The organism is Prevotella pectinovora, assembly GCF_000834015.1.
GTDB classification, from domain to species: Bacteria; Bacteroidota; Bacteroidia; order Bacteroidales; family Bacteroidaceae; genus Prevotella; species Prevotella pectinovora.
Genome location: NZ_JXQI01000075.1, coordinates 1 through 26,199 on the forward strand (window position 1 = coordinate 1; position 26,199 = coordinate 26,199).

Below are 26,199 nucleotides of genomic sequence, written 5' to 3' on the forward strand. Positions count from 1 at the left end.
AGGACCACGACGTGGAACATTACCCGATTCATTGACGAGATTTTCAGAGAATTGCTTGCATATCTCAAGTATTTTGACGAATTTTGTATAAAGGTTGTACATACGATGGTTTGAACTTAATGTTTTGATCACCACTAAGTTACTAAAAATCAGCGATATATACAACCTTTTACTCATATTTATCAACTTAAATTAATTCCGCCAACGGGTTTCAAGAGGATTATTCAAGGAATGCTTTTTAGTTTCATATTCGGAAGTAGCCTGATTTGCTGCGTCCTTTAACCTGTTATTGAATTTCTTGGAGTAGCTCTTACTCATTTCTACATCCTTAAATCCTTCACCAAGCCAAACCCTATACTTTACATAATAGTTCGATAGGAACTCATCAATGTCTGGGATGAAATAGATAAATCTGGTTACATACCTTCCGGGCATCCATACCCTTGCTGCATAATAACCTTTGAGGTAGAACTTATGAACTGGCTCATCACCATCCATTTCCAAATCAACTATCCTACCATCATCTGTTTTCAGGTATAGATGTGGCAGAGTTTCTCTGTCAATTGAGTAGTACCCACTCTGATTGTACAGGTTTACCACACAATAGTAACCCTCTTTATCAAGAGCGATGTTAAAGGTCGGTTTCCAATAGCTTCCTGCAAAACCGGCTTCGGCTTGGAACGCATCAGAAATAGTCCAACTGGCAAACTTACTTGGCTTGTTAATTGAATCGTTTGCTTCCTCTTGTGCAAAGCAAACAACAGTGGCCATCAGCAAAAATAAAATTGAAGCAATCTTTTTCATAATGATGTAGTATTAAAATTAGAAATCAAAGAAATCATCACCGTCACAATCGCAGTCACAACTGTCGCCATAATCGTAATCGTCATGACATTGGCAGTCATCATGATCCTCGCAGCCATCCATGTAGCCATCATCATACCCCCTGTCATAACTACGGTCATAGCTGCCATTAGAATAACCAGAATGACTATTGTTACTACTGTGGTTGTTTCTGAAGCTGTTAATCAAAGCTCCGAATAGAAGAAAATCAAATAGTCCCATAAGCCTTCTTTTTATAGTTCGACGGTGCAAAGGTAAAATGCAATAGTGAAGCCTATCTGCACAGATGAAAAAAAATTGTGTTTTTCTATAATTTATGGCTAAAAATGGCATTTAAAAGGAGCAATTTACCTCACGGTGAATCGCTCCCAAACAGCATTTGCTATTATTCGGCATCTGAAACCTCGGAAATTCAAAGATGTCCACTTGAATAAGTCACCGATGTCAGCGCCTAATAATATAATAGAGTCTCACGACTCGTAGTTTCTATAATAGTCGCCAAACTATATACGACCTCGCAATTGAGGAAAACATTCGTTATATCACTGAGCCAAAAATTTGTCTATAGCCTAAGTCGTTTCTTTTCTATTTGTATTCCTATTGAAAGCATAATCATTAGACTGTCTACAACAAATAGTATTTGTGTTCCAATACCTTGCCTTTTTGCTTCTTCATTTATATAAATCCAGTTGTCGCAATAGGTTTTATTTATAAAAGAAAGAAGTTCGTTATATTACTCTGACTCGTATTCTATACCTATTTTTTCAAGTAGATATTCATCGAATGTTTCTATAGATGATTCTTCAATCATTTCATCATAGATGTTTTCCGGAATTTCTTTGTTCCCTTTAGCCCACTCATTTGTGAGTGCCATCCCGACCAACACAGATAAAAGAGAGGAATAGATAGGGGCATAAATGTTCACCTCATCGGGTTTTGTCTTCATAAAATACCCTGTCATCTTCATTGATATACTACTGCATATTTCAATAGAACAATCCTCTATAGATTTTATAGGAACTAACTCGGTATTACCTATATATCCTTTCTCGATAAAAGAATTGAATATCCTATTTCTTGCTTCTTCAATTATTTGGGGAGCAATATCATTGCGGTATTTGAGTTTTGCCATTTTATATCATTTACATTAAATACTATTCTCTTATATATTTCTTTGCTCACAGATAATTCAGCCTGAAATAATTCAAATACTTCATGAGCCGAAGTATAAGAAAAAACTCCAGGCAAAACCATTCCACTTCTATTTCAAGAGGAAAAGGATAATCACAACAATTGCAACAAGTGATACAGCATTAATTATTATACTGTATTTCAATTTAGTTTTTAATTCAGACAAGGAATCCTTAAACTCTTCAGTAGCATTGGAGAGCTTTTCGGAAGCTGCATTCGAAACATTGACAATCGTGTCTCTATCTTTTTCAAATGCCTTAATTTTTTGATCGTAGTCTTTACCTATGCTATCAACAAGTTCCTGTACTTTGGTTGTTATGTTTCCCAATTTGGTTACATATTCACCAGTTGTCTTGGTAAGACCATCATATGAGCTAACAGTCTTTTCTACTTGTTTTCGAGCAGACTCAATATCTTTGAGCCCTTCCTCTAACTCTTTCAAAGAGTTGTTGATCTTTTCTTCAATCATGATTCTCTATATTTTTGATTTATTGTTTTTAATTCAGCTAAGTGCATTTCCAACTGAACGGCAAGCTGGATTTTCTCTATATAATCTCTGCCTTCAGAAGGAATAGCTCTATGCTGTATGAGTAAGTCTGTAAATTCGTCGAGCAAGTTAAGCTTACCCTCAGAGTAATATAGTCGCATAACGTCTTTATAATCATTGTACAATTCAGTTTCAAGCATTTCGTTTTCCTGTTGACCGAGAAATAGTATGGAAAATATATTCAGCAAGTTCAGAACGGGATTGCCATACCTCTTTCCGTTAACTTCTATTCCCACGTCAGCACGTCTAATCAAGCGCACTGCACCTTGCAAGTGCTTGATATTATCCTTTTGAGAGTCGTTATTGACAATAGCAGGGTCAACCACTCTCATATATTTCTTAACTAGATTAAAATCTGTGGTTTCGTTCTCTTTATGTATATCATGGTTAGTATCATCTTTAAGCGAAAATGGGACTTCTTGTTGTACACTTGAATCGTATGTGACAAAGCTTTCTCTTGCATATTTCGAGTTGAAATAGTAATAAATAAAATCCTTCAGTTCTTCATTCGTTTCTTTCCAGTCTTTGCCAGAGCTGATAGCCATATTACAGAATTGCTCCATATCCAAGATACCCCTGGCCCTCTTATCCGCGATACTCCTATATATAAAAGAGGTAAGGTGCTTTAAGCATGCCATGATGACACCATCATTGACCGCCATCTGCTTGACTTCATTAATCATGATGTCAACCCTATCCTCGGAGTAATATTTCCGATAGTATTGACTGAGGTAATCATAATAGTGCGATTCGTCCTGACATACTGTCGTAATGCGGAAAGTCTTTTGGGCGTAGTCCTCTGTAAAATCATCTATCAAGCCAATAATGCACATTCTGTAGATAGCCTTTTGAATTGCATCTTTGTATTCAGCCGAACCATAGTCCCGAATATAGTTGAATCCTCTGTCATTCTTTGCGTTCTTGGCATTCCTTGTACTGAACAGAGGCATTTGCCTTTCTTTTAAATATGTATTATATTCGTCGAGAACATGCTCATTTTCTTCGTATGATACATAATATGTAAGGGTCGTTCCTTTGGCATATCTGTTGATGTATTGAAGAATACCTTTACTATTTCCATATTTCAGTGTCTCAATACCAGCAATCTCTTCATTACTGATACGGATATTCAGACCATTCATCAAGAGTTCCATCACGTACAACTCAAACTCTTCACCAAGGAAGTTGCTGTCATAGAAGAACTTGTTATTTGTATAGTCTGCTGAGAAATGGCTCCACTGACGAGTCCTGGCATTTTTGACAGGATAGGTTTTAGGCGAATACATGATGGTTGCTAGAGCCATCTTTTTGTCACGTCCGGCTCGTCCGGCTTCTTGAACAAATGATTCCAAAGATCCAGGGTAGTTCAGGTGCACTGTTAAACGAACGTTAGGCTTGTCAATACCCATTCCAAAGGCTTTTGTCGCAACCATTAGATTTGTCTTGCCTGCAAGGAAATCATCTTGACATGATGTATCATCGCCTCCTTTGTATGTCGAAATACGATTGATATTGTGTTCTCTTAAGGTATTGGCTACAGTAGGAACACTCAGTTTTACGTCAGGTTTACCATCCTTGTTGGCCCGCAAGCAGAACACAATTCCGGCAACATCTGTATGCCTTGCAGTATACCAATCCTCATTAACATCTATGTACAAGTCAGTAGAATTGACTTCTGCGATTTTCCCTTCATCAGAGATATTCTCTCTTTCAAGGAATCGTTTCTTAATCTCACTGATGCTATCATCGTTTTGAATCTCTTGTATCTTCTCCGTTGCATCATTAATGGCATTAAGAACCAAATCCTCTTTAATTTCATCAACTTTTCGGGCTTTATCAGCAGCCGAAGCATCCACAGGATAGATATAATACTGGAGTTCCAGTCGATTGGTGTTTTCATATCTGACTGTAGCATCGTCTTCCAATGAATACGAATTACTTCCCGATAGTTCTCTTTCCACATCAGCGAGGACGTCAAACGATGCAGTTGCCGTCAGTCCAAACAGGGATATGTGATTATCTTCGCCTTCGACTTCTTTGGGTAAAACGTAGTTGAAAAGGTTCCGTCCCAGATGCAGGTAAGCAAGTCTGAAGTCATGTCCCCACTCAGAAACGCAGTGAACTTCATCGATAACACCATAAGCAAAGAAAACGTCAGATTCGCGCATTGAACGCAAGACCTCTCTGAATCGGTGTATGCTTAGTCGCTCAGGCGACAAGAACATAATCTGTATCTGAGAACCAGTAAGTGCATTTTCCCTTCGTTCTCTTTCTTCTCTGTCCTTCGTGATGTCACTATTAATGTACGAGATACAATCGATACCAGTCTTTAGCAAACCATCATATTGGTCTTTCATAAGACCTCTTAACGGATCAACAACCAAGGTAACACCAGGTTGTAGTATGGCAGCCAGCTGATAGGTAAGGGATTTACCACCACCTGTTGGCAATAGTCCGATGACACTCTTTAGCTGTAATGCCCGACTAAGGATGGGAAGCTGGCCAGGTCTGAAATCTTCTTTTCTGAAAATCAGGTTCAGGAAATAGCGCAGGTGGCCACAAACATCCTCAATATTGTGATAATTTCCTTGTGTGTCCTTTTCAACGAGAGGTTTATACTTGATTCTCTCAGTTGTATAGAGGAATCTCTCCGCATATACTGACTTTGAAGAGCGAACAATAAAGTAGCAGTCGTTGTTGGCCTTATATTTAGAGAATACCACTTCTTCAGGATTACATAATTGGTCGATAGACACATCAATGATAGTATCATAAGTTGTTTGTGTCTTAGCCTCCCTCTTACCATATATGTTAATTAGGGGAAGGGTCATATCCGAATAATCCTGCGTCATGGCAACGATATGATGGTATAGCTCAACAAAATCGTTGATGGCAATCTTTGCCACTGACGTGTCATCTTCAAGCACAAGAATATCCAATGAGTCCTTCTTCAAATTTATGCGGTCAGAAATCATAGCCTCTATGAAGGTCTTCTGAATGCGAGCTACTGCATAAAGGCTCTTTGCTTTATCCTTTGAACTGATGGCATCCAAAACCTTTTGGCTTGCCAATGTTGGGCAACCACGTGAGATAAGATTGCTAACAAGGGCATAAACAGGGCAAAGATTCTTATGTGCTGTCATGTCAAATGGAGCCAGAATCTCAAAAGCACTTTTCGATAAAGACCCCTGCAAGTTGACATCTGAATAAGCCGCAAATAGCTGAACTGGAGCGAAGTAGCTGTATTTATGCAGGATGTCGCTGTTACGGGTCAGGCTATAACTAAAACTCTTAATCAGACAACCATACGCCCTTCCATTAGGATGATGTCCAAAATTCGTATCACGGAATTCTGTAAACACCCGTAGGCCTTCCTTTTTGAAATAGAAGCTGAAGGTATTAATTCGGCTTTCATTAAGATTTGCAGGACCGATACACAGGACTATATGCTGAGTACCAGAGGAGGTTATCATCTTTGAGACACCCTTCAGGCTTACAGCTTCAATATCCAGAATATTCGAGAATATATGTATGGCATTAGGAGAATCGACTTTTATTGACTCAACTGTGTTGGAATTAGCAATATCATCAGAAGGCAATAATCTTGAATCAGAAATTACATTTACGTCAAAACAATACCTACTGTGCAATGCATGATTTACATTAATTAAAGCTCTGTGTCTTGCAATAAAAGAGGGTTCTTCGAGGTAAATTTTTGATACTTTATCCAGAAGATTATGTTTCTGGAGTTTTTCAACTAAAGCAATTGTACCTATACCTTGACCACAACCCCAATCGTAGATCTCTATACTATCTGTTAGTTGATCATAGGGGAATTCGTTATTAGAAAGAGCCCGAAGCAATTTCTTTTTATGCATGGCCCCATAGGCTGCCAAATATGCATTACATTGTCCCTCGCTCTCCAAAATAGCTTTACCATGGCTTAAAGACCTACCATTATTGTCAATATAGTTCCAAGGACAATCTTTGTATATTTTTGGAACTAACGATGTCGAGATTTCTATGATATTGTCAACCGTTAGTTCGTCAATGGATTTCAGCTTTTCTTCATAAACGCTATTTTTCAATTCATCATGAATATTAAAATCTGTTCCTAATATGTGTTCCTCGTTATTTATCCACACAGGTATAATTTCATTTGTCCAATCACACACTAAAGCAGAATCCCAATATGGTCCATAGATTCTACCGACAGAAGAGAATTGAGGCTTGAATACTATATTGAAATAGCAATCTATAAATCCCCATTTTCCATTTATTTTTATAGGACAATATTTTTTTTCAGTAAAATCCCACGAAGCATTCAGCCATTTATCCTCAACCTCTTTTTCCTCATCTTCTATGTGTGATTGGCATTTCATTTCAATATAGCCAACAAGAGTACATGGTATAACAAAGGAATCTTTTTCTATAGAAGTCCCATCTTCAAAATGGAACATCCAACCTCCACCTTTGCTGCCATTAAAATACAAACATGCTTTATTGCCCATAAGATAAACTATTTGCCTGTTATAGTTTCCGAGAATTTATTTTCTTGATGCTGCTTCCAGTTCTTAATTGCCAAATCTTTGGTTGCATTGGCATAACAATACTCACAAAGATGTGGGCAGGTGTTGTATTCCCCGATGTCCTTGGATGCCATGCATTCACAGAATTGTCGCTGACCCGGATCTTTCTTGTGTGTGCTGATAAAATAATGATTGTGAGGCAAGAGTATTGCGCCCTGTGGCAACTCAGGCTCCCCAAACAAAGTAGGAGCAGGAGCATCCTCTATCTTCACTTTCATGAAGTCCATCAGTTCATGGTCATTCCATGCGAGGCGAGTAATTAGGTCGCCATCTATGCAGCGGTTATGAAGAATGCCATACTTGGAAATATCTATCTTCTCTCCACATGTAGCCAGTTGGAAATTCCAGCCCCGTTCACTATTCATGGCAGACAGCCTTTTGGCAAACTCTTCCATTTTCTCAGTTTCCCATTCGTGGTATGGGATGCCGTTTACTTCAAGATTATGCTTGACTTTCTTATACATGGCTATATCAGCATAGCTGAATACAAGTTTCTCGGTATAATCTTTCAGTTGGTCTCCTATATAAAGTACTTTCTGAAGCAAATCATCCACAGATATGTCATCGGTCAGTATCATGGGGTCGAACCGCCAGATAACTCCACCCTTTCCAAGTTCTTCCACAAGCAACTTAAATGTTTCTATGCGTGTTGCAAGAGAAGGTACTTTTTCCATTTTTTCCTGTTCGTAGTCATTCAGAGTGTACTGCACATAGCACTTGATGTTACGTTCCTTCAATATTTGAAGATATGGCAACAATGGACATGGATTCTTTGACCAGAATACTATAAAGCGTGTTTTCTCATATGAAACATACGATTTAACACCATTGAATGGATTCGTCCATGCAGAATATCCTTTCTGCAATCGATGGAAGAACCAATCAGCATAAAATGCTGGAATATCAGTACTTCTACTTGCAGAGATAATAAGTGGCGCTTGCATCGATACGATGGTGCCATCCTCTATCTGCCCGTTTATTTTACTCCAATTTGCCATATAAATATCTATTATCTAGTCAATATTCCAATATGCATCCATCTCACCATCAAGAGCATCCATTAGGGAATCTTCCCAAGTGGAATTCTCGTATGGGTCATAATAATCATCAGGATCATAATAATCATCAGGATCATAATAGTCATCAGAATTACTTCTTGCAGCTTCCAGTTCTTCTATGCGTGAATTAATGTCATTTAATACATCATCTATTTCCGTACACCCTTTTTCTTTTGCCAAATTATAATATTTCTGTGCTTCGTATAAGCAGTCTCCCATCAAATAGAAATTTGCAAATAAGCAGATGAAGCCAACATCATCTGTATGCTTTGCCAATTCACTTGCAACAGATAATAATTGCTTTTCACAAACCGTTTCAGGTTCGAAATAGTTTTTCAATGACTTATTGGCCTTTGTTTCAAAGAAGTCTAACAGCGAATGTGACAATTCTTCCTCATGATGTCTCGCAATGAATATTCCTGCCCAAAAAATGTAATTATAATTATCAGAACGAAGCTTGGCAATATAAGGCATTATGCTTTGAGCTTTATTATACCGCAAATCTGCCGCCTCTTGTATATAAAAGAAATATTTATCTTGTGTCAATATAGGGAACAATGCCTTATACTCTTCAGGAGGAGTATTTAGCGAAAAGTTATTCATAAAGTTAAAAAGAATACTTTCCTTAAAAGTAGGCATGTTTTCAGCAATAGCCATGTGGAACCCCAAATGAAACAGAGCCTTATCATACTTCTGTGCTGCACTTTGCCGTAATAGTCTTCTGGAAACATTTGGGTCTTTCTCGTATTCTTTAGCCCATGTCAACTGTGCCTTTGGACAAATCTGACTATAATTATTACATTCATGGCAAGACTTACAACCGTCAGAGAAAGCGAATCGTTTCCATATTTCTTTCTTCTCTTCATCTTCTATGCTGCCACAAATAGCAGTATTAGTTAAGTATGCACAAGCCTGATCTTTGTTCGTTTGAGATGCTTTCCTCCAATAGTCAACATCCTGTCCTCCCAATCCCTTACAATTAGAATTAATCCAGCTGGCATATATTGAGTAAACATATCGTTCTCTTTCTTCCCAGTTACTATTCTCTGATTCTACTAAAGATCTCATGATTTCAATGGCAGAATCCGTATCACTTTCTATTTTAACATTGAATGACTTTAGATTGAGTCCATAATATAGAAACTGTGCACGGTTATATTTCATGAAATCCTTCTCATTATCAATCTTTGATAAAGAAAGAGTGGTCATGATATCTATGCTAAATCGATTTGTGTACATTATTTGAAGAACCTCACGACAATACTTTAAGTCGTCTGATGGCTTTACGGCGTAATAATATATATCCAAAAGTTTCAAGTAATGCTCATCTCTGTTCTTTAACAGCAGAATAAGATTCTTACAACAATTATTTTGTAGAGAATAGTCTCTATTATCTAGTTCCTTTTCTTTTTTTAGACAATCAAGGCATTCTCTATATAGTTTTTCAGCTTTATTCTTGTCAATTGTCTGGTTATAAAGTCCAAAGTCATATATAAGCGCAAGATTATAGCATGCAACAGCGTTGCCAATCTTAGAAGCAGAAGTATAGTATTCGATTCCATCTTTCTCATTGCCTTTAGCCATATAATATGATGCAAGATTCATCATAGCTAATGAAGAACCTCCATCTGCAGCCAACTTGAATAATTCTATTCCTCTTTCTTCTGCTCCTTCCCTGTCGGAATCGTTAAACTGCAAGATTCCCAGATTGTTGTATGCTTCAGTAATACCATCACTAGCAGCCTTTTCGTAGAGCGAAACTATCTCTTGTCCGCATTCCAACCCACAAGACAATGCATGAAGAATATGCGCTTGATGAAACATCTCTGCACATTCTTTTATTGTATGAGGATTCATTGTGTCGAATTCTTTTTTCCAAGTTGCTTCGAAAAGAGGGCTAACGTAGCTTTCCTCCAACGATATTTTATTGCTAGCATCAAGATTGCTGCAGTAGTCAGTGTTATTCAAAGGTCTCTCAAACCACAATATATTTTGTGGTACATTGATTAGGCTTTTTGAAGGCTCTCCTGGATATAATCTGCGGAAATCATTATCCTTTTTAGGTATATTTAGCTTTAAAACGTCTGTTCTAGAAAGCACAATATTCTTGAACAGCTTTATTTGTTCATCTTGGGAAAGACGTTTTCTTAAAGTATATTGATCTTCAGACAATATCTCGCAGCCTGTAGAGTCTTTTATGTTATTCACTACATAATTCAAGTAATAATTAGGCAGCTTATTTGGATAACTTTTTGAAGAGACCTCCTCAATAATGATATTGTGCATCAAAATATTATGGCCTTTCAATATAAGGTCTTTCACACGATCCACCAACTTAAACTCATCACTTACTACATGTGAGAACAAGTTCAAAGTAAGAACACTATCGCATTCAACACTAAAATCATCTTCCAAAAAATCTTGTTCATACGCAATTACGTTTACTGACGGAAATAAGATAGAGAAGTGTAATAATGCTCTTTTGAGAGCCTTTGGATCCTTATCAATAAGCTTGACGTTTTTGATGTTATCTACATTACCTTTATTCTTAAGGAACCATTCAAGAACAGATAATGATGCAAAACCTTGCCCACATCCATAATCAACAACTGATATTTCTTCACAATTTAGAGTACTTTCTGAATCTATAGAGTCCAAAGATCGGCAAACACATTGAGTTCGCTCTTTCAATTCAGAAGAAACCTGATGTAGCATAAAATACTCAGAAGGTAAATTATCATTCCCAGTTGATTCAATATCACCAAATAACTGAAGCATTTTATCGGCAACAGCTATTATATCTGATATTTCGGGAGATTCTAATCTTCCTAATAAAAAAGAATACGTTGAATTCTTTTCGATATCGAGATTATTACAAAGAATCATATTTTGACAATTTAAGAATTTATACTATGAAAAACGAATTGTTGATAGCAGGCATTCGAATACACGCGGAGGACGAGACAGATCTTCTTTATTTTTGAAGCGACTGTTATCTATCTCATCGAATGGAAATGTCATAATTAAATCTATACAACGTTCATTGCCTTCATCGATTAAAAGATAGAATGTATCAACACCAATGTTTTTTTGCAGGAACATCATCATTCTCGGTAATGCTATTCGCATAATACCTTGTCCTTCAAACGGAGCAAAAACAAAGAAATCAAGACTCCACTCGTTCAAACCCATTGATGTTTTGTTGAAAGCTGGTGTATTAACGAATATCATGCCTACAATAATTCCATTCATGTATATGGCATAGGTGAATTGAAGTCCTGTGGTTGTCCGAAGCATTGTAACTCTTGAAAATTGTTCAAGGCTTTCTTTCGAACTAAAATCCAGAGAGGGAAGATATTTCTGGACGTTAATTGAGGCTTTGAAAAGGATAGGTACAGTGTTGATGATATTGTCTGTGGTGGCAAAATCAGGAGCTATTGGCTCCAAATAGATACCGCTTCTTCCACAAACGATTGGATCTAAATCGTCAATGGAATAATATTGGCCCTCATTTGCAGAATTGAAAGCGTTAAGGAAAGTTTTTGGATCAATCATTGCTTAAAGAATTATTGGTGAAACATACCCTTTATGCGAAAAACACTCAAAAGGTTACAGATTATTTTGTTTTTTCAACAACAAGTTATTTAAATAATAACTATTCTGTACCTTGGACAGCAGACTACGACTACTTTCATCTGTAAGTCCCTCTGCTGTTTTATGGTAACACTGATTGACGTAGCTTCCTTTAAAGTAGGAACCTCGTAAGCACACTACCCTCTGGTTCACCTGGCCTGTAGCCAAATGATTACGTAGAATGCCAATAATCTCAGATGGTCTAAAGAGATTGGCTGGAGCTGGTATATTGTTCGAAGATGTTGGCATATCTTTAATCTGCTTCATTTAAGACTGGTAATGGTACTGCGATTCTGTGAAAATTCCAAAGACATCGGTCTTCTACATTTAAGAAGTCTTCCAGTCGCTTCGACTTAAACGGATTCTCTTCCTCACCTTCGACAGGATAGATAATCACGCAAGGAATATTTGATTCCGGCTTTATCGGAAAAATCCATTTGTCACGACTATATCCACTCAGCTGACGGACAATGTATGTATCGAGGTTCCCATATTCAAACCTTGGTATGTACTTTGTGTCCAGTACTACTTTTGGTGAATAGCAGACAAAATCAGGATAGCCAGTATGACCATGTACTTGATAATGTATCTTTTCCCCGTAAGCTTCACGAAGCAAGCCTAATACATAATGCTCATATAGCATGGCCATGTCAATCCAGAATACTGGGCAATACTCCTCTTCGGCTGAAGTGATATTGGTGATACTGTAGTCATAGCGATGTAGTATCATCTGCGCAAGTTTGATGGCATCATTGTATTCCTTGAATATCTTATGATGCTTAATCGCTTTGACTTCCCAAACCTCAATTTCATCTTCAACTCTACTAAAGGCTGCCAAACACTCATGTATGGTATGCTGCAAAGAAAGAAGGCTTTCAGAAATTCCTTCATTCTGCAAGATATGCTGAGAGAATACCAGGGCTTTTTTAATTAACCTATTCTCTAATGTGTCTTCTGAATATTCTTGGTAACGACAGAACACCTTGTCATATCGTTTCTTCATAATATTCATGCGTTCGTTACGGGATATGTCGATGCGTCCCTTCACTTTATTGAGATTTCCTTCACGCTGAACATAGTCTTTCTTCAGTCCACGTTTGACAATCTCCTTGACTATAGAAAGAAAATGGGCAACAATAAGAGGACTCAGAACACTTTTAAGTTCCGGGGCTTTGATACGAGGTTGCTCCATGTCAACCGCATATATCTTTGAGAACTCCTTGGCTTCAATGCCACTATTAAAGCAGACACTGAACATTTTAAGGAAATCAATACGGTCACATCCATGTTTAGTTGTTATCACAAGAGGCATGGTTTTGGCTTCATCAAACCACTGGGCACCAATAACGTATGAAGCATAATAGCCAGATTCTGTCACAATCGGCCTGTCAGAATCCTGTTCGTCATCAATTATGGGACTATTACGCCATTGCCACTGAAAGAACCATCTGTCCAGACCTTTGCTTTGGCCTGGAAGACGTAACCCTTCACCCCAATACTCTTGAAAGGCAAGGGAATCGTATGGTATCTTTTCGTGTTCTTGCATTATTCTGTCACGAAATCGGTTGTCGTGGGATTATAGCACTCAGCATTTTGCCACTTTTCGAAGTACTTATCATCATCTGATATTCCCCTGAGAATGCCATCTTTGATATATTCCTTAATAAGCGGAACTACCTCATAGCGCATCTTCAGTTTGAGACCAGCCATATCTTTTGCCATAAAGTAGCTATGGCCGACCTTCAAATCTTCCAATTCAAAATCAGAAGCTTTGTGTTTGGCAATAAAAGAACTGCTATCATTTCTGCCTATTCCATTAATCTGGGCAAACAAAGCAAGAGCAGCCTTCTTCACATCTGATGGTACGGATTGAGCATTACACCAGTTTTCAATCACATCTGCTCTTGATTCCAAGGTAACAAACGCGAAGCGACGACGCACAGCATAATCGATGGTTCCAGTAGAACGGTCGGTAGTATTCATCGTGCCAATGATGTACAGGTTTGAGGGAACGGAAAAGTCCTCCTTAGAGTAAGGCAGCTTCAGGCTGATATGATGTTCGCCTCCTCCGCTACGCTTGTCTGCTTCAAGCAAAGTGATAAGTTCTCCAAATATCTTGGAAACATTGCCACGATTTATTTCATCTATGATAAGTACGTATGGCTTATCAGAAACCTGATTCTCCAAGTCATACTCCTTCTTCACCGCATTGATGAATGCTTGGGCATATTGTCGCCAGTTGTTTTCAACGCCCTCTCCGAGTGCTTGCATCTTAACCTTCTCAATGTTCAGAGGTGATGGCGAATATTGATCACCCTTTTCACTCTTTGACAATACGCTACGCGTACTGATGGTGTCATTGCCTTCTGTCCACCACACGTACAACTCTGATTTTCCTGTCAAGGTTGGAATTGTCTTTCTATTCTCATACCCCTTGATAGTCTGGATATATTTGTCAATACATGTGGCAATGTCCGCGTTTTCTTTCGTCTGGGCTAACTCACAAATGGTTTTGAATATGCCATTCTCGACATTGTACTCTACTGCATTGCCCTTTACCTCTGGCTTCAAGCCCTCGATAAAGTCTTCATAGTCCATAGACTGATGGAAGGTGCAGAAGGCTATTTGACCTTCATTCTGCAATCTTTCATACTCTTCCATCACCTTCTGATGGTTTTCAAAATCAGAGAAGGTCGGATTACACATACCTACTGCAATGGCAGCTGTTTTGTATGTCTTACCTGTGCCAGGAGCACCCTGAAGAATAATCTGTTTCTTTTGTTTGAGTATTTCTAATTCTTCCATCAGTCTTGAATCATTACTTGTTCGACCATCAGTTATTTCTTCGCCGTCCAAATTTCCCAAAATGGAAACTAATTTCTGAGCCCAATCTTTCTTTGTGACATTTTGCAATCGAGGTGCAGCAGAGGTGGAATCTTTGGACTCTTTCAATATTTGGGTTATATTCCATTCGCCTCTATGCCACTTGACTTCTACACAATGATTATTTACGGGATGATCAGGATTAAAGAAATAGCCTCCTGTTATTTCGCCAAAAGCTACTATCTGATTGAAGTCCTTATTTCTGCATACCACATAGTCACCAACCTTCATATTATGCTTCATGTCATAAAGCATCTTAACAGAATGGCCGGGTTCCTTCGTCTTGTAATCTTCAACTTTTTCCTTCAGGGCATTTCTGATTCCTTTCTGATCACGAAGCTCATTGTTGTCAAGGCTGCCTATTTCGCCCCATTCATAGATTGAGATATAGCTTTCATCAACCATGTCGTCAAAGTTTTGTTCATCATCGCCAGGGAAAAACAGCCATATCTGCTTTTTATTGAACTTTCCTTGGTGCATAGCATTCCATATGACTGTCTGGGCTGTTAATGGTATGCTCTTTATGTACCCGTGTTGGCTAACCTCAGTATCAACCATTTCACAAAGTTCGGTATTTACTTTGACCAATGGAATAACCTTTTCATTCAACAAATCATAGAAATGCACCAACTTCTGCCCAGCTTTTTTGGACTCTACACCAAACAGCTCACAGAGGTTTAGGTAAACATCATTTTTGTAGAATGTATATTTCTCTGGATATTTGACGGCAAGGAAACAACTAATCAAACGCTCATCACAGCATGAACTAGTATCTTGATCAGGGAAATGCTGCTTAATTTTCGTGTTCCAAAGTCTATCACAGCCCTCTGTAAACGCAGTAATGCGCATTTGTAAGGGCTGGCTCTCATCATAAAGAAGCTTATGTAGAGAACGATATTCTTCAGGTTCACGCTGAGCAAAGTTCTGCATCGCCTTACGCTGATTGCTCGCATACCAAAGATTCAAAAAATTCATTTCTGATATATTCTTTGCAAAGTCAGAGCTATCAGCATCAAGCCTGTCATGATACTTTGAAATGATTTCCCACTTATACAGCTCCTGCTGATAAGGGTCGCCGTTCAATCCGTATTTCTTCAGATGTTCGGTAAAGTTAGTTATGAGTTCATTTATAGTCATAATCGTTCTTAACAATCTTCTATTGTAATGTCAAACTTAATCTCCTTATTACGATAAATGTTGATATTAACGTCAGGAGTAATGTAGTTGGCATCGAAACGTTCATTATTGCTGCTTATATTCCACTCGTTGATAAAACCACCATCAGGGTAAATACAAAGTTTCTTTTTGCCACAAATGATGGAAAGTTCACGCCAATGAGTTAATGAGCGCTTGTCTCCTGGCTGGATAGGTACCAAATCGCCCTTGATGTCATCATTATAACTGAGATTCTTCAGCCAATCAGTTGTCAGGAGTTTAAGTTTTGAATCACGTACATCAGAAGAAGGCATATTAGCAGTAATACTATCAGACTTCCCCTTGTCATCACGATAGGTTTCAAGTTTAAACTCTATCGTGAAATCCTTATCAATCTGTTTCACGAAATGTTCAACTGTCTGTAATGTCAGAATCATACCCATGATACTCTTTAGGTGCTCATCCTGATAAGAAATTGTCAGTTTCCCACTATTTTGCTTGGCATATCCGATAAACTGGTCAATGAGTCCTTCAGACTTACTCTGGAGGATTTCTCCGAGCTGAGTAGAACCTATTTCACGATATTCGTTACCTGACAGTTTTATCAACATTGTTGATGGTTTGAATGACGTATCTATTGCCTTTGCCTTAGTTATAGGATTATCAATACGAACAAAGAACATTACCTCATTACCCCATTGAACATTGAGTTGTGCATGCTCTTTACTACTGGTAAAGTATAGATTGCCATCGATATAGGCCAATGGGTACAAGCCATTGTTCACCCAAGGATTCTTCATAATCTTGGCATCATCACCTTTAGCCCATGCTTTGAACTCCCGAATCATAGACATGATTGGGTCAACAATAGCGTTATCATCAGACTCCATCACACAGAATGTCGTGGTGTCACTCTTCATCACGAAATTGTTCATCAACTGTGGACGCCATCCTGTTTCTTTACCATCGTAATCCCATTCCTTATAATCATTATCAACAAAAAGAACAAGATTCTGATGTGAGCCACTGAAAGCTTTCTGCAAATCATACAATGTTGTTTGCGAAGGTGATGCATTGGGAAAGGCATCTTTTACATTCTGGGGAATGGTATCGCCAACTTCTTCTTCCTCTGCAATCCAGGCAAGGGCTGCATCTATATCTACATACCTGATGAAGCGAAGTGTAAATTTGTCCAAAAGCATATCCTTTGAACACTTATCTTTAGCCTCTTGCAACAGTTTCTTAGATGCTTGGATGACTTCCTTCATCACCTGAATGTTTGCCATCTGGTTTGCGTAACCTGCACCGCCTGGATTACAGTCAAATACACAAAGATGACCATTAGGCATGATTGCGAAATCCACTGCACCACGTTCCTTGCCAAGAATATCCACAAGTGTTTGAGTAAACACAATACCAAGGGTGAAGAGCAAATTCTCTTCCTTAGAGCGGTCAGACATCCACTTATTTTGCCCCTTATGACGGATACGAATCTCACTATAGTCGGTCTGAATCAAGTCACCGATGATAACATTACGCTTTATCTTGGTTGGGTCATTGGAACACCCACATCCTTTACGCATCTCCTTACCGGTGATAGCATAATGATAGTTTGGCTTTTCTGGCTGACCTTCTTTGCGTTTTGCAACAACAGGATTGAACTCGAATGGGAATTTCAAAGGTTCATCCTTATCTGCCACATCGTCCTCAATCACTGTTCTTCCACATCGAGGACAGAAACAGTAACCAAAGCCTTTTCCTTCATTATAGTAGAGAATCTTGGCATTACCAGAATCACTATTAGGACGTACAGAGAACAAATGTGGTTCAGTTACATTGTTTGACCAGTCATCTGCATCAATCAACTGAGCACTTACACGAGTGAATACATTACTATCCATAATACGTGTCTTGTCCTCATTAATATCAGGCATAAACCCAACCGGCTGGATTAGGTCAAGTCCATAATCATTATTAACGCCCCATCTAATCTGAGTGCTCAGATTCGGGTCATCTATGACTGTTTTATCATTATTACGGTATATAGTTTTGAATGACTTCACATTGTCATCATACATATTCGTGATTTCTATACCTCGTACAGTATATACAACTCCATCAACTGCAACGCTATTACCTGGTGCATATTGAGCAATAGCATCTCGTAATGAGTATGATGGATTTGAAGATGACATTGGAGTCAAATAATCCCTCTTGCCATTACTATTTAAGTCAAGTGTGAGGACATTGACAGGCATATTGGCATTAGGAGTAAAACGACTTGTTGCCCAATAATTTAGCAATCGCTGATTAAGAACAGAGAAGTACTGCAATTTTAACTTAATTCGGAATCGTTCATTTTTCGTTGAATCCGGGTCATCAAAAGCAGTCTTATAATCAACCAACTTGTTATATAGTTCAGAATAACAACGCTCATTATTATCCTTTGCATTCCTGATGACCAGAGTCAACTGGTCTTCAAAAATTGTTCCTTTCAAGAGGCTTGTTAAATCTTCACGGAGATTCGGAGTGTCCGACAAAGGCTTGCAGCACATCTGATTGAAGCGTTCATACATAGTTCCTACCGAATTTCCCAGCAAATCTTTAGGATCTGCTTCACTGGCCCCATTCAGGACAAGCAACTTTCCCTGTGACAAACGAACTTCAAAATTGGTATAGTAGTCAGCCACCTTCTGACCAAGACTACCACCATTTGCCCCTTCACTGAACACTCCAAAGGCGCGTACAAGGAATGAGTTTACATGTCGCTGAACAACCTGAGGACTTTTCAAGTCAACGGTCGGAACACGGACAGGACGATTGATAATCTTCTCAATAGGATTTGTGAGTGTACGGAGACCAATAACATCTGAACCACACAAAGTAATACATGCACTTCTTACTTTATTGTTACGTCCACTTCGACCTGCACGCTGCTTATAGTTTGATGGATGTGGCGGTACACTTGACAGCATTACAACCTCCAAATTACCAAGGTCAACACCCATTTCCATAGTTGTTGAACAAGCCAAAATATTAATTGTATGGTCTTTGAACTTTGACTGCAATCCACGAGCAACACTCTTATCTACCTGAGCTGTATGTTCTTGCTGAACAAAAAGATTAGGAAAGACATGAATATCCTCCAGACGATCACTGAACACACCATCTTCTCCCCAAACATTGTTATTCCAAAGTAAATTTCTGTGGGTCTTTGCCCATGTAGTGACGGTTTGTTTATCACCTTCCTTACCTGAACCTACATAGTATGGGAATGCCTCCCATGTCTCATGCAAATCTTCATTAAGTTCTACAGGTGTGCTTCCTTCCATGTAAGGTGAAAAACGCTTGAAGTTATTACCAATAGGACGTAAACATACAGCATGATTACCCACATCTGATTTTGTATCACACAAATACACATCATCATAGAGCTTGAAGCAGAGGTCATTAAGATTGTAACGAGGAGCATTATCCTTCTCTGGCACAAAATTACCTCCATCATCCAAGCGCATACCAACACTCATTATCCCATACTCTGGTCCTGTAAGTGTGTCCCAAAGTGCATCAATAACTGCTGAGATTTCATTGAAATATTGATGCTGCGCATCGTTCAGTGACAAAGAGTTGTCATCACGAGAAATCAAAGCACACAAATACCGAACAATACGGGCTGTTGACACTTTGCCTTGTTCCAACTTTGGCTTGTTGAATGGTCGGCGGCGAGGTTTCTCCGTCGCGAATCGCACAGTAGAGAAAATGTCTATCTTGTCATTGCCAGGAATACGCAAATAGAATGACTGGTTGTTTCGTACAGTATAGTCGAGATATACTTGCATTAGGCTTCTCCAGTCCTCTTCAGTAATTCTATTAGCAGGGCTATCAAGGATATCATTAAAGTCTTCAACAGCCTGGGGCAAATGGATTTCTTTTAGTTTGGGATAACATGTCTCAAACAACCCCATAGTTTCAGGAGATGCAGCAGATGCAGGACGGTGAGCAAGATACATCACCATAATGCTCTGAATATACTTGTCCATTATCTCCTCTGATGGAAGACCATCTTCAATTTCATCACTGTCTCCAGAACGCTCAACGAATACAGAACAGAATACAGGGCAATATGGATCTCGTTTGACAAGTTCTGCTATTTCGCTCCACGTAATATAGTTGCAGGACATTTCGTCCAACTGCTTCTGTACAACATATGGGTCTGTTGACTGAAGATTTGCCATCATTGGAGCATATTTCATCATAGTCATAGGATCTGCCTGTACAGCAGCCATTATCTGAGCCATAGCAGCCTCTTTTGTCAGACCATTGGCCTTTCTTCTACACAGTTCATGATAAATGATGCTGTAGAACCACATACGTTCTTGCTCCAGATTCTGTTTCAAAGTAGCCTTGGCAGCAGATTGACGACTATCGACAAAGCTAATATACTGTTGCCCTTTATGTAAGACAATTCCATCAGTCTTAGATGTACCTTCTTCCAGCTGGTCAAGGATTGATGGTGCCATCATTCGTGAGATAAAATCAGCAGAAAGACGGAATTTTTGAAGACGATTATCTTCCATGTTACCATTGGCATCACCTTCAAGTTCCTTTTCTGTATCACGCTTTCTTGTCTGCTTTGCATTGCAATTTGGGCAGCAGCATTGTGTATTACCTACAAGTCGCCAAGGACGATATGACTTTTCACTTGCCAGAGCATTCTTTTCCTCTGCCTCTATTTCAGCAGGTGTCATAGGCTGCAACTTGCCCCCTGGCAGTACTTTGAAACTTACATTGTTATCTCCCTTCGAGTTTTTCTCATTCGAAAGTCCGAATATAGCATACTTTTTGGTTGATTCATCATCAGCATCGGCATCTACCAGGTCAAACATATCGCTGTCATCAGTAGCCAATGGTTCATATGTCCAATTTGAGGTGTCAACCATAGCAAGTGCAACATACTCTCCGCAATGTTTACATCGGCTCATTTCAAGCAGTGGATTTTCTTCAACACTCGTTGCTTCACCATCGCTAATGCGCTTGCCAATGGTATTTTCCGTATAGATTTTGAATGCGCCATCAGCTATTTCGTCCAGACGAACAAACAATCCATTGTTAGGTACTCTATAGAAATAATGTACCTTCAACTTCATATCTGGAGCATTCTTACCAGCAGCCTTAAAACGTTCCTCTTCACGCTGACACATTTCGTCAAGCCATTGTAGCTTATCGCTGATTTCTGCATCACCTGGGTATAGTTCATCCAATGATACAAAATCCTTAGCAAATATCGTCTTCCATCGCTCGGCATCTTCCCCTTCAGGAATAACATTCTCACCGATTCGTACGCCACCAACAGCTTCTACTTGTTCTGGTAATATGCCAGTTATTCCAGAAATGAATTCTTTAAGTTCTCTTTCATCCTTCTCCTTGTCTTCACCGTTACCGAATGTTGCTGATGAGGTTGCGAAGTGTACATCATGAGCATCAACGTTGAAAGCAAGTAAGACTCTACGAAGGAGCATTGCCAATTCTGCAGCACCAGCTCCCGTATAGCTGTGAGTTTCATCGATGGCCACCCATCGAAGACTTTTCTTTCCTGCGTTAATAATCTTTGCATCGGTGCCACGAAGCAAGATATACTCTAACATGGTAGGGTTTGTCAACAAGATATTCGGTGGATTCTTTCGCACCATCTGTCGAGTATATACCATGTGGCTAAACTTCAAGTTCTCTAACACATAGTAGCCCTTCTCGTGTGGAACTGGCTGATAGAAGGCATATTTACCTCCTGTAACCTGCTCGATGCGCTTACGCATCTTCATAGCATCGTCCGAAGCATCATTTCTATCAGGTTCTTTCTCTGGAAGGTCACCATTATATACAGTATAAGTAAGATTTGTTCCTGCAAGTAGCTCTTCCAAACGCTCCTTCTGGTCTTCCATCAAAGCATTTAGTGGATATAGGAACAAAGCCTGTATCTCATCAGGCATAGCATTTTGCTTCAAGTCATAGACAAGAGGCATCATGAAGCACTCAGTCTTACCCGAACCAGTACCTGTTGTAACAACTATAGACATGGGCTTCTTCTCTCCACCAATTTCTATAGTCTTATTCAACGAGGCATCCCAACATTTATACTGATGTTCATATGGAGCGTATGAGGATTTCCACAAATCGCCTACGAGAGACTTTGCTGTTTCTACCGAAACACTATGAACAGCTTCATAGGAGTTCATGCATTGTACTACAGGAACAGCATTCTTTGGTGCAAAAACTTCACCAATGATTCTCTTCATCTGCTTCTGGTACGCACGTTGACTATCGTTGTGTGATTCACCACACCACATTGCAACAAGTGCTCGCTCTACGGATGCACGGTTATTCTTGTATAATTCAGAGAAATTCATACTGTATATCTGATTTCAAATTATTATTCTAAGTATATTTTATGCTCTTGCCAGTCAAATCCCAACTCCTCACCAAGGCGTATGAGTCCGGCTTTATCTTTTTCTGTAAGTTCACCTCCTCTTAATTCAAGCAGAGGTTCATATATTGCAGAGATTATGTCTGCCTTAGACAAATCTCTCAGGGCTTTCATCAAGAAGAAATAATTATCTGCCTCGTTTGCAACCTCAAAGCATCGTAGTGGTGACTCTTCTATGTCATCCCATGCCCAGGGGTCATTGTCGAGGTCTTCTCCAAGATTACAGACAAGGTCTTTGTTCTTACTCAAATTCTGTAAAACGATGCCCACATCATAGCCATCAGTTCCATCCGAAGGATTAATAACTACAGGACTGCTGTTTTTATCGTAGTTCCAGAACAAAGCTTCATGACCTTCCCATTCTGTCTTATTTTGAGCATTACCAAAACAAATGGTTAAACAATCAGGAGCCATAGCATCCAACAACTTTCCAGCAAACCTTCTATCTAATCGCCAAGCGTTCAAAGCTGCCATACCAATGCTTGGATTATGCTCAATATCAATATATGTCTGTGAGTAGATACTGCACAGATTCTTACAATCATACGACTGATAGCCATGCTTGGAAAAATCGTTTACTAGAACTCTGTCCTTAAAAATGTAAGGCAGATTTACTTTTTCATCACCATGCTTGTAGTCGATGATTTCACCATCAAGAATCACTTCCTTTATCAAGGTGGGACGATAAACATCCACTTCGCAAAAGTTTTCTCCTTCGCCATACCGAATAGGAACAGTAGGGGAAAGAACCTTTTTATCCTCTGGAATGGTGTCCTTAATACATGCTTCTGACCTATCAGGCTTACGATAGCGTATACAGGTTGTCTCAAAATCCCGTCGAATTGGATTGGCTTCATCAAGCCGTGGCAGATACATCACGGTGTAAGGGAATGTTCGACCCTTTACAGTTATTCGTAATTGAACCTCTCCGTATTGAGGTTCGTCAGCCGATGTCCATTCCTGATAACGTCCGTTCGGTTGTTTGAACTCAACAAGTTCTGCCACACAATCCTCTTCTGGCTGTGCATTCAAGATGTCATCCTTAGTAGCAAAATGACGTACTATCACGTCCTCCCAACCGAAGATTAACGGCAACTCATCAATATCATAATTGTCCGATTCATCTGGGTCTTCAATATAGTAGTGCTTTACCTTTCCTCCATTAACATAATGGATAGAATCTGAGTAAAGTTTTGAGGTTATCTGGTCATAACCAATACGGTTATATAGACTTATCTCTTTACCCTTCTCGTCAATAAAGGTTACAGAATCATAGATGTAGAACCAGTTTAGAGGTTCGCTCATTCCATACTTTTGGTCTCGGAAACTCTTTCTGTAAACATCATCAACTATGCTTTCATCCTTCAATAAACAACGATTAGAGAATAGCAGAGCTGTTTCTTTTTGTGCATTTTGTGATGAAGTCCAAGTATCTCCATAGCTCACATTTCGCCAAAGCTGAATGTATTCTCTTGCAGCTTCAGACTGTGCGACGTATTCTTTGCCATCTTCGTCTCTGGCAATAATCTCTATAGTATCAAATTTACATGTTGGCACATGTTTGCATTGTGCGCACTTTTCTATACCGAATGCTACAAAACCTGTGTCTGCCTGACCTGTATTGAGGTAGGTAATGATTGGACTGTCCGTTGTTGATGGCTCAACGACCTCATTATCTCTCTTAAATCTAATATATATGTATAGCTTATGCTGCTTTTCAGGATAAGCAACTCCCCATAAATGTACTCTGTCATAACGGAGATACTGATGTAACTCACCTCCAACTTCTTCAGGTTTCATCCAAATATTAAGACGGCGAGTCATACAACTATATTGTGGAGAGAATGTCACTTGCCATTCAAAACGAAACTTAACCTTCAAAATCTCATCGTTTGCAGCTTTTACAGTGGCAATAAATCGGTTCACATCTGAATCAGCATTCGAAAGGTCTTCCTCATTGAACGGCATTTCGCCATTCAATATCTGTCGCATATACTCAAAAAGCGAGTGCTGACGCTTTATACTCTCTCTAAAAGCAATAGCCCTCGATGCTTCGTCAAGATTCTCCAAGGTGTAGTTCTCACCATGATAGATGCGACAAAGCCCCTTCAGGAACTTCATATTATCATTTCTCGACAACTCATGTTGTATGGCAAGCCCACCAAGTACATAGATGGAGTATAGCCAACGCTTGTTGCCAGACTCATCACGATAAAGATACTGCTTGATGCTGATTCCACTATTGCGGAACAACTGTTCTACATCAACACCATCCATCAGGTCACACTTGTTTCCGCTTTGGTACTTACGTTTGTACCATTCGGCAAGATATACTACACCATAGATGGCATTATCTGTTGTAACAAGTGCAGATTTTCCTCTGTCGGCTATAAACGCTGAAAGGCAGGCTTCAAGTTCTTTGAAGTCTGTCTCCGACAATTTCAGTCGCCAGACGTATGGCTCTCTGATGTCGAGTGACGATATTTTATCGCGCAATGCGCTGCTTAATCTTGCTTGCATATTATCAATGGTTTCTTTTCACCTCGGTATGCCTCTCGCAATTCACGAAGACTGAGAGGCCCTTGTTTTCCGTGATGAATCATGGAGTGACAGTTTGAACAAAGAGGCACAAGGTTTTCTACATAGTCTTCTGGACGGCTCTCATCATATGTGGAAATCATCTGAAGATGATGTACCTCTATAAAATTGGCACCCAATTCTTCACCATACGTACTTGCAAAGTCCATACCACAGCATTGGCATTGGTAGCCGTATTTATCAAGACAGGCTTGCCTAATCTTTGGATTACGATGAGCAGTCTCAAATTCCACATGCTTCTTTTCACCCTCAGTCATTTCTCGTTCCTTCGGTTTCCGAGAAACAAAATGTGCTGTTTCCTTTGAAGAGGAAACTTGTTCGTTTGGACTTGCAATGCGACTCTTAAAAAGCAGCTTAAAATGCTTTGACTCCAAGAACATAGAATAAAGCTTCAGATGGCTCGAATACTTTAGTTCCGCAGCTTCATTTGCATCCTTCATCTCTTGATTGAGTGGTATCTGACTTATAATGCGGTCATAATAGTTATGATCAAGCTCAGCATAAACACCCCTGAAACTCGCGTCTGCATATTGGCGTATGAAGTCTGCCAATTCCTTTTCTGTGAAATCGGCTATTGCCTCTGCGTTGCTCTTTCGCTTTGATTCTAGATTGGCAACAAATGCCGCTCTAAGTTTTTCTGCTTCAACTCCTGTCTTTTTGTTTATCATTATAATAAATATCGATATAGACTTACAGCCACATATTGTTAAATCCCTTATACATACAATGATAACAAATCACTCTTTGACATTATTCCATGATTTTTATATTATCTTCTATGTATTGCCTCTCAAATAAATCAAGATCAAAATATTTAACGAGAGCGTCGTTAATATCTTCAATAGAACGATTCCAATCAATGATAGAACAATCAGAATAATCAAATAATGGAACAAATTGGAAACTGTCTTTCGAATACATTAAACCTGTTGTTCCTAACGACAGAACAGCTCTTGCAAATTTAGTCTTAAAGAATTTTGCACATCGTTCTGCTTCTTGTTCTGTTTTATGAACATCAAGCATCAAATATGTTTCTGTTATAACCTCTTTTGGTCCTATGGTTTTAACTTTTGTAATAACATTTCTTCCTCCTGTCGCATTATTAACTCCTGCACGATCAGGATCCAACAAGCCTATATATATTTTATAATAATCTATTAAATGAGAATTCTTAACAACTTCTTCTGGTTTAATATATCCAATACCATTACTGCTATACAA

General features: G+C 39.0%; 13 protein-coding genes and 2 pseudogenes. All 15 read right to left on the reverse strand.

What is annotated here, in order from left to right:
- Window positions 1-177, reverse strand: a pseudogene (locus tag ST42_RS13905) (IS982 family transposase); the annotation flags it as partial.
- 15 nt (window positions 178-192) lie between these two features.
- Window positions 193-804, reverse strand: a complete 612-nt coding sequence (locus tag ST42_RS11270) for a hypothetical protein (RefSeq protein ID WP_044073579.1) — start codon at window positions 802-804, stop codon at window positions 193-195.
- A gap of 18 nt (window positions 805-822) precedes the next feature.
- The gene (locus ST42_RS14095) at window positions 823-1,065 is read right to left on the reverse strand and encodes a hypothetical protein (RefSeq protein WP_197068943.1); all 243 of its coding nucleotides are present in this window, start codon (window positions 1,063-1,065) and stop codon (window positions 823-825) included.
- A 511-nt stretch (window positions 1,066-1,576) separates the two neighbouring features.
- Entirely contained in the window at window positions 1,577-1,975 is a 399-nt protein-coding gene (locus ST42_RS11275; RefSeq protein WP_042519824.1) for a hypothetical protein, read from the reverse strand.
- Between the two features lie 129 nt (window positions 1,976-2,104).
- Entirely contained in the window at window positions 2,105-2,503 is a 399-nt protein-coding gene (locus ST42_RS11280; RefSeq protein WP_042519823.1) for a hypothetical protein, read from the reverse strand.
- Window positions 2,500-7,092, reverse strand: a complete 4,593-nt coding sequence (locus ST42_RS11285; protein ID WP_231557029.1) for a DEAD/DEAH box helicase — start codon at window positions 7,090-7,092, stop codon at window positions 2,500-2,502. The genes ST42_RS11280 and ST42_RS11285 overlap by 4 nt, the downstream gene beginning before the upstream one ends.
- An 8-nt stretch (window positions 7,093-7,100) precedes the next feature.
- Window positions 7,101-8,168 (reverse strand): DUF1848 domain-containing protein, encoded by a 1,068-nt coding sequence (locus tag ST42_RS11290; RefSeq protein WP_042519822.1) that lies wholly within the window; start codon window positions 8,166-8,168, stop codon window positions 7,101-7,103.
- A gap of 15 nt (window positions 8,169-8,183) precedes the next feature.
- A complete protein-coding gene (locus ST42_RS11295; protein WP_042519821.1) occupies window positions 8,184-11,114 on the reverse strand; it encodes a tetratricopeptide repeat protein in 2,931 nt (976 codons plus the stop codon).
- Window positions 11,115-11,138: 24 nt separating this feature from the next.
- Window positions 11,139-11,783 carry a GNAT family N-acetyltransferase gene (locus ST42_RS11300; protein ID WP_042519819.1) on the reverse strand — a complete coding sequence of 215 codons (645 nt, stop codon included), beginning with the start codon at window positions 11,781-11,783 and terminating at the stop codon, window positions 11,139-11,141.
- Between the two features lie 331 nt (window positions 11,784-12,114).
- Entirely contained in the window at window positions 12,115-13,407 is a 1,293-nt protein-coding gene (locus ST42_RS11310; protein WP_042519817.1) for a 5-methylcytosine restriction system specificity protein McrC, read from the reverse strand.
- Window positions 13,407-15,881, reverse strand: a complete 2,475-nt coding sequence (locus tag ST42_RS14385; RefSeq protein ID WP_231557032.1) for an McrB family protein — start codon at window positions 15,879-15,881, stop codon at window positions 13,407-13,409. The genes ST42_RS11310 and ST42_RS14385 overlap by 1 nt, the downstream gene beginning before the upstream one ends.
- A gap of 8 nt (window positions 15,882-15,889) precedes the next feature.
- The gene (locus ST42_RS11325) at window positions 15,890-22,192 is read right to left on the reverse strand and encodes a DEAD/DEAH box helicase (RefSeq protein WP_231557033.1); all 6,303 of its coding nucleotides are present in this window, start codon (window positions 22,190-22,192) and stop codon (window positions 15,890-15,892) included.
- A 134-nt stretch (window positions 22,193-22,326) separates the two neighbouring features.
- Window positions 22,327-24,900 carry a hypothetical protein gene (locus tag ST42_RS11330; RefSeq protein WP_042519815.1) on the reverse strand — a complete coding sequence of 858 codons (2,574 nt, stop codon included), beginning with the start codon at window positions 24,898-24,900 and terminating at the stop codon, window positions 22,327-22,329.
- Window positions 24,885-25,646 (reverse strand): HNH endonuclease, encoded by a 762-nt coding sequence (locus ST42_RS13310; protein ID WP_052485542.1) that lies wholly within the window; start codon window positions 25,644-25,646, stop codon window positions 24,885-24,887. The genes ST42_RS11330 and ST42_RS13310 overlap by 16 nt, the downstream gene beginning before the upstream one ends.
- An 82-nt stretch (window positions 25,647-25,728) precedes the next feature.
- Window positions 25,729-26,199, reverse strand: a pseudogene (locus ST42_RS14100) (hypothetical protein); the annotation flags it as partial.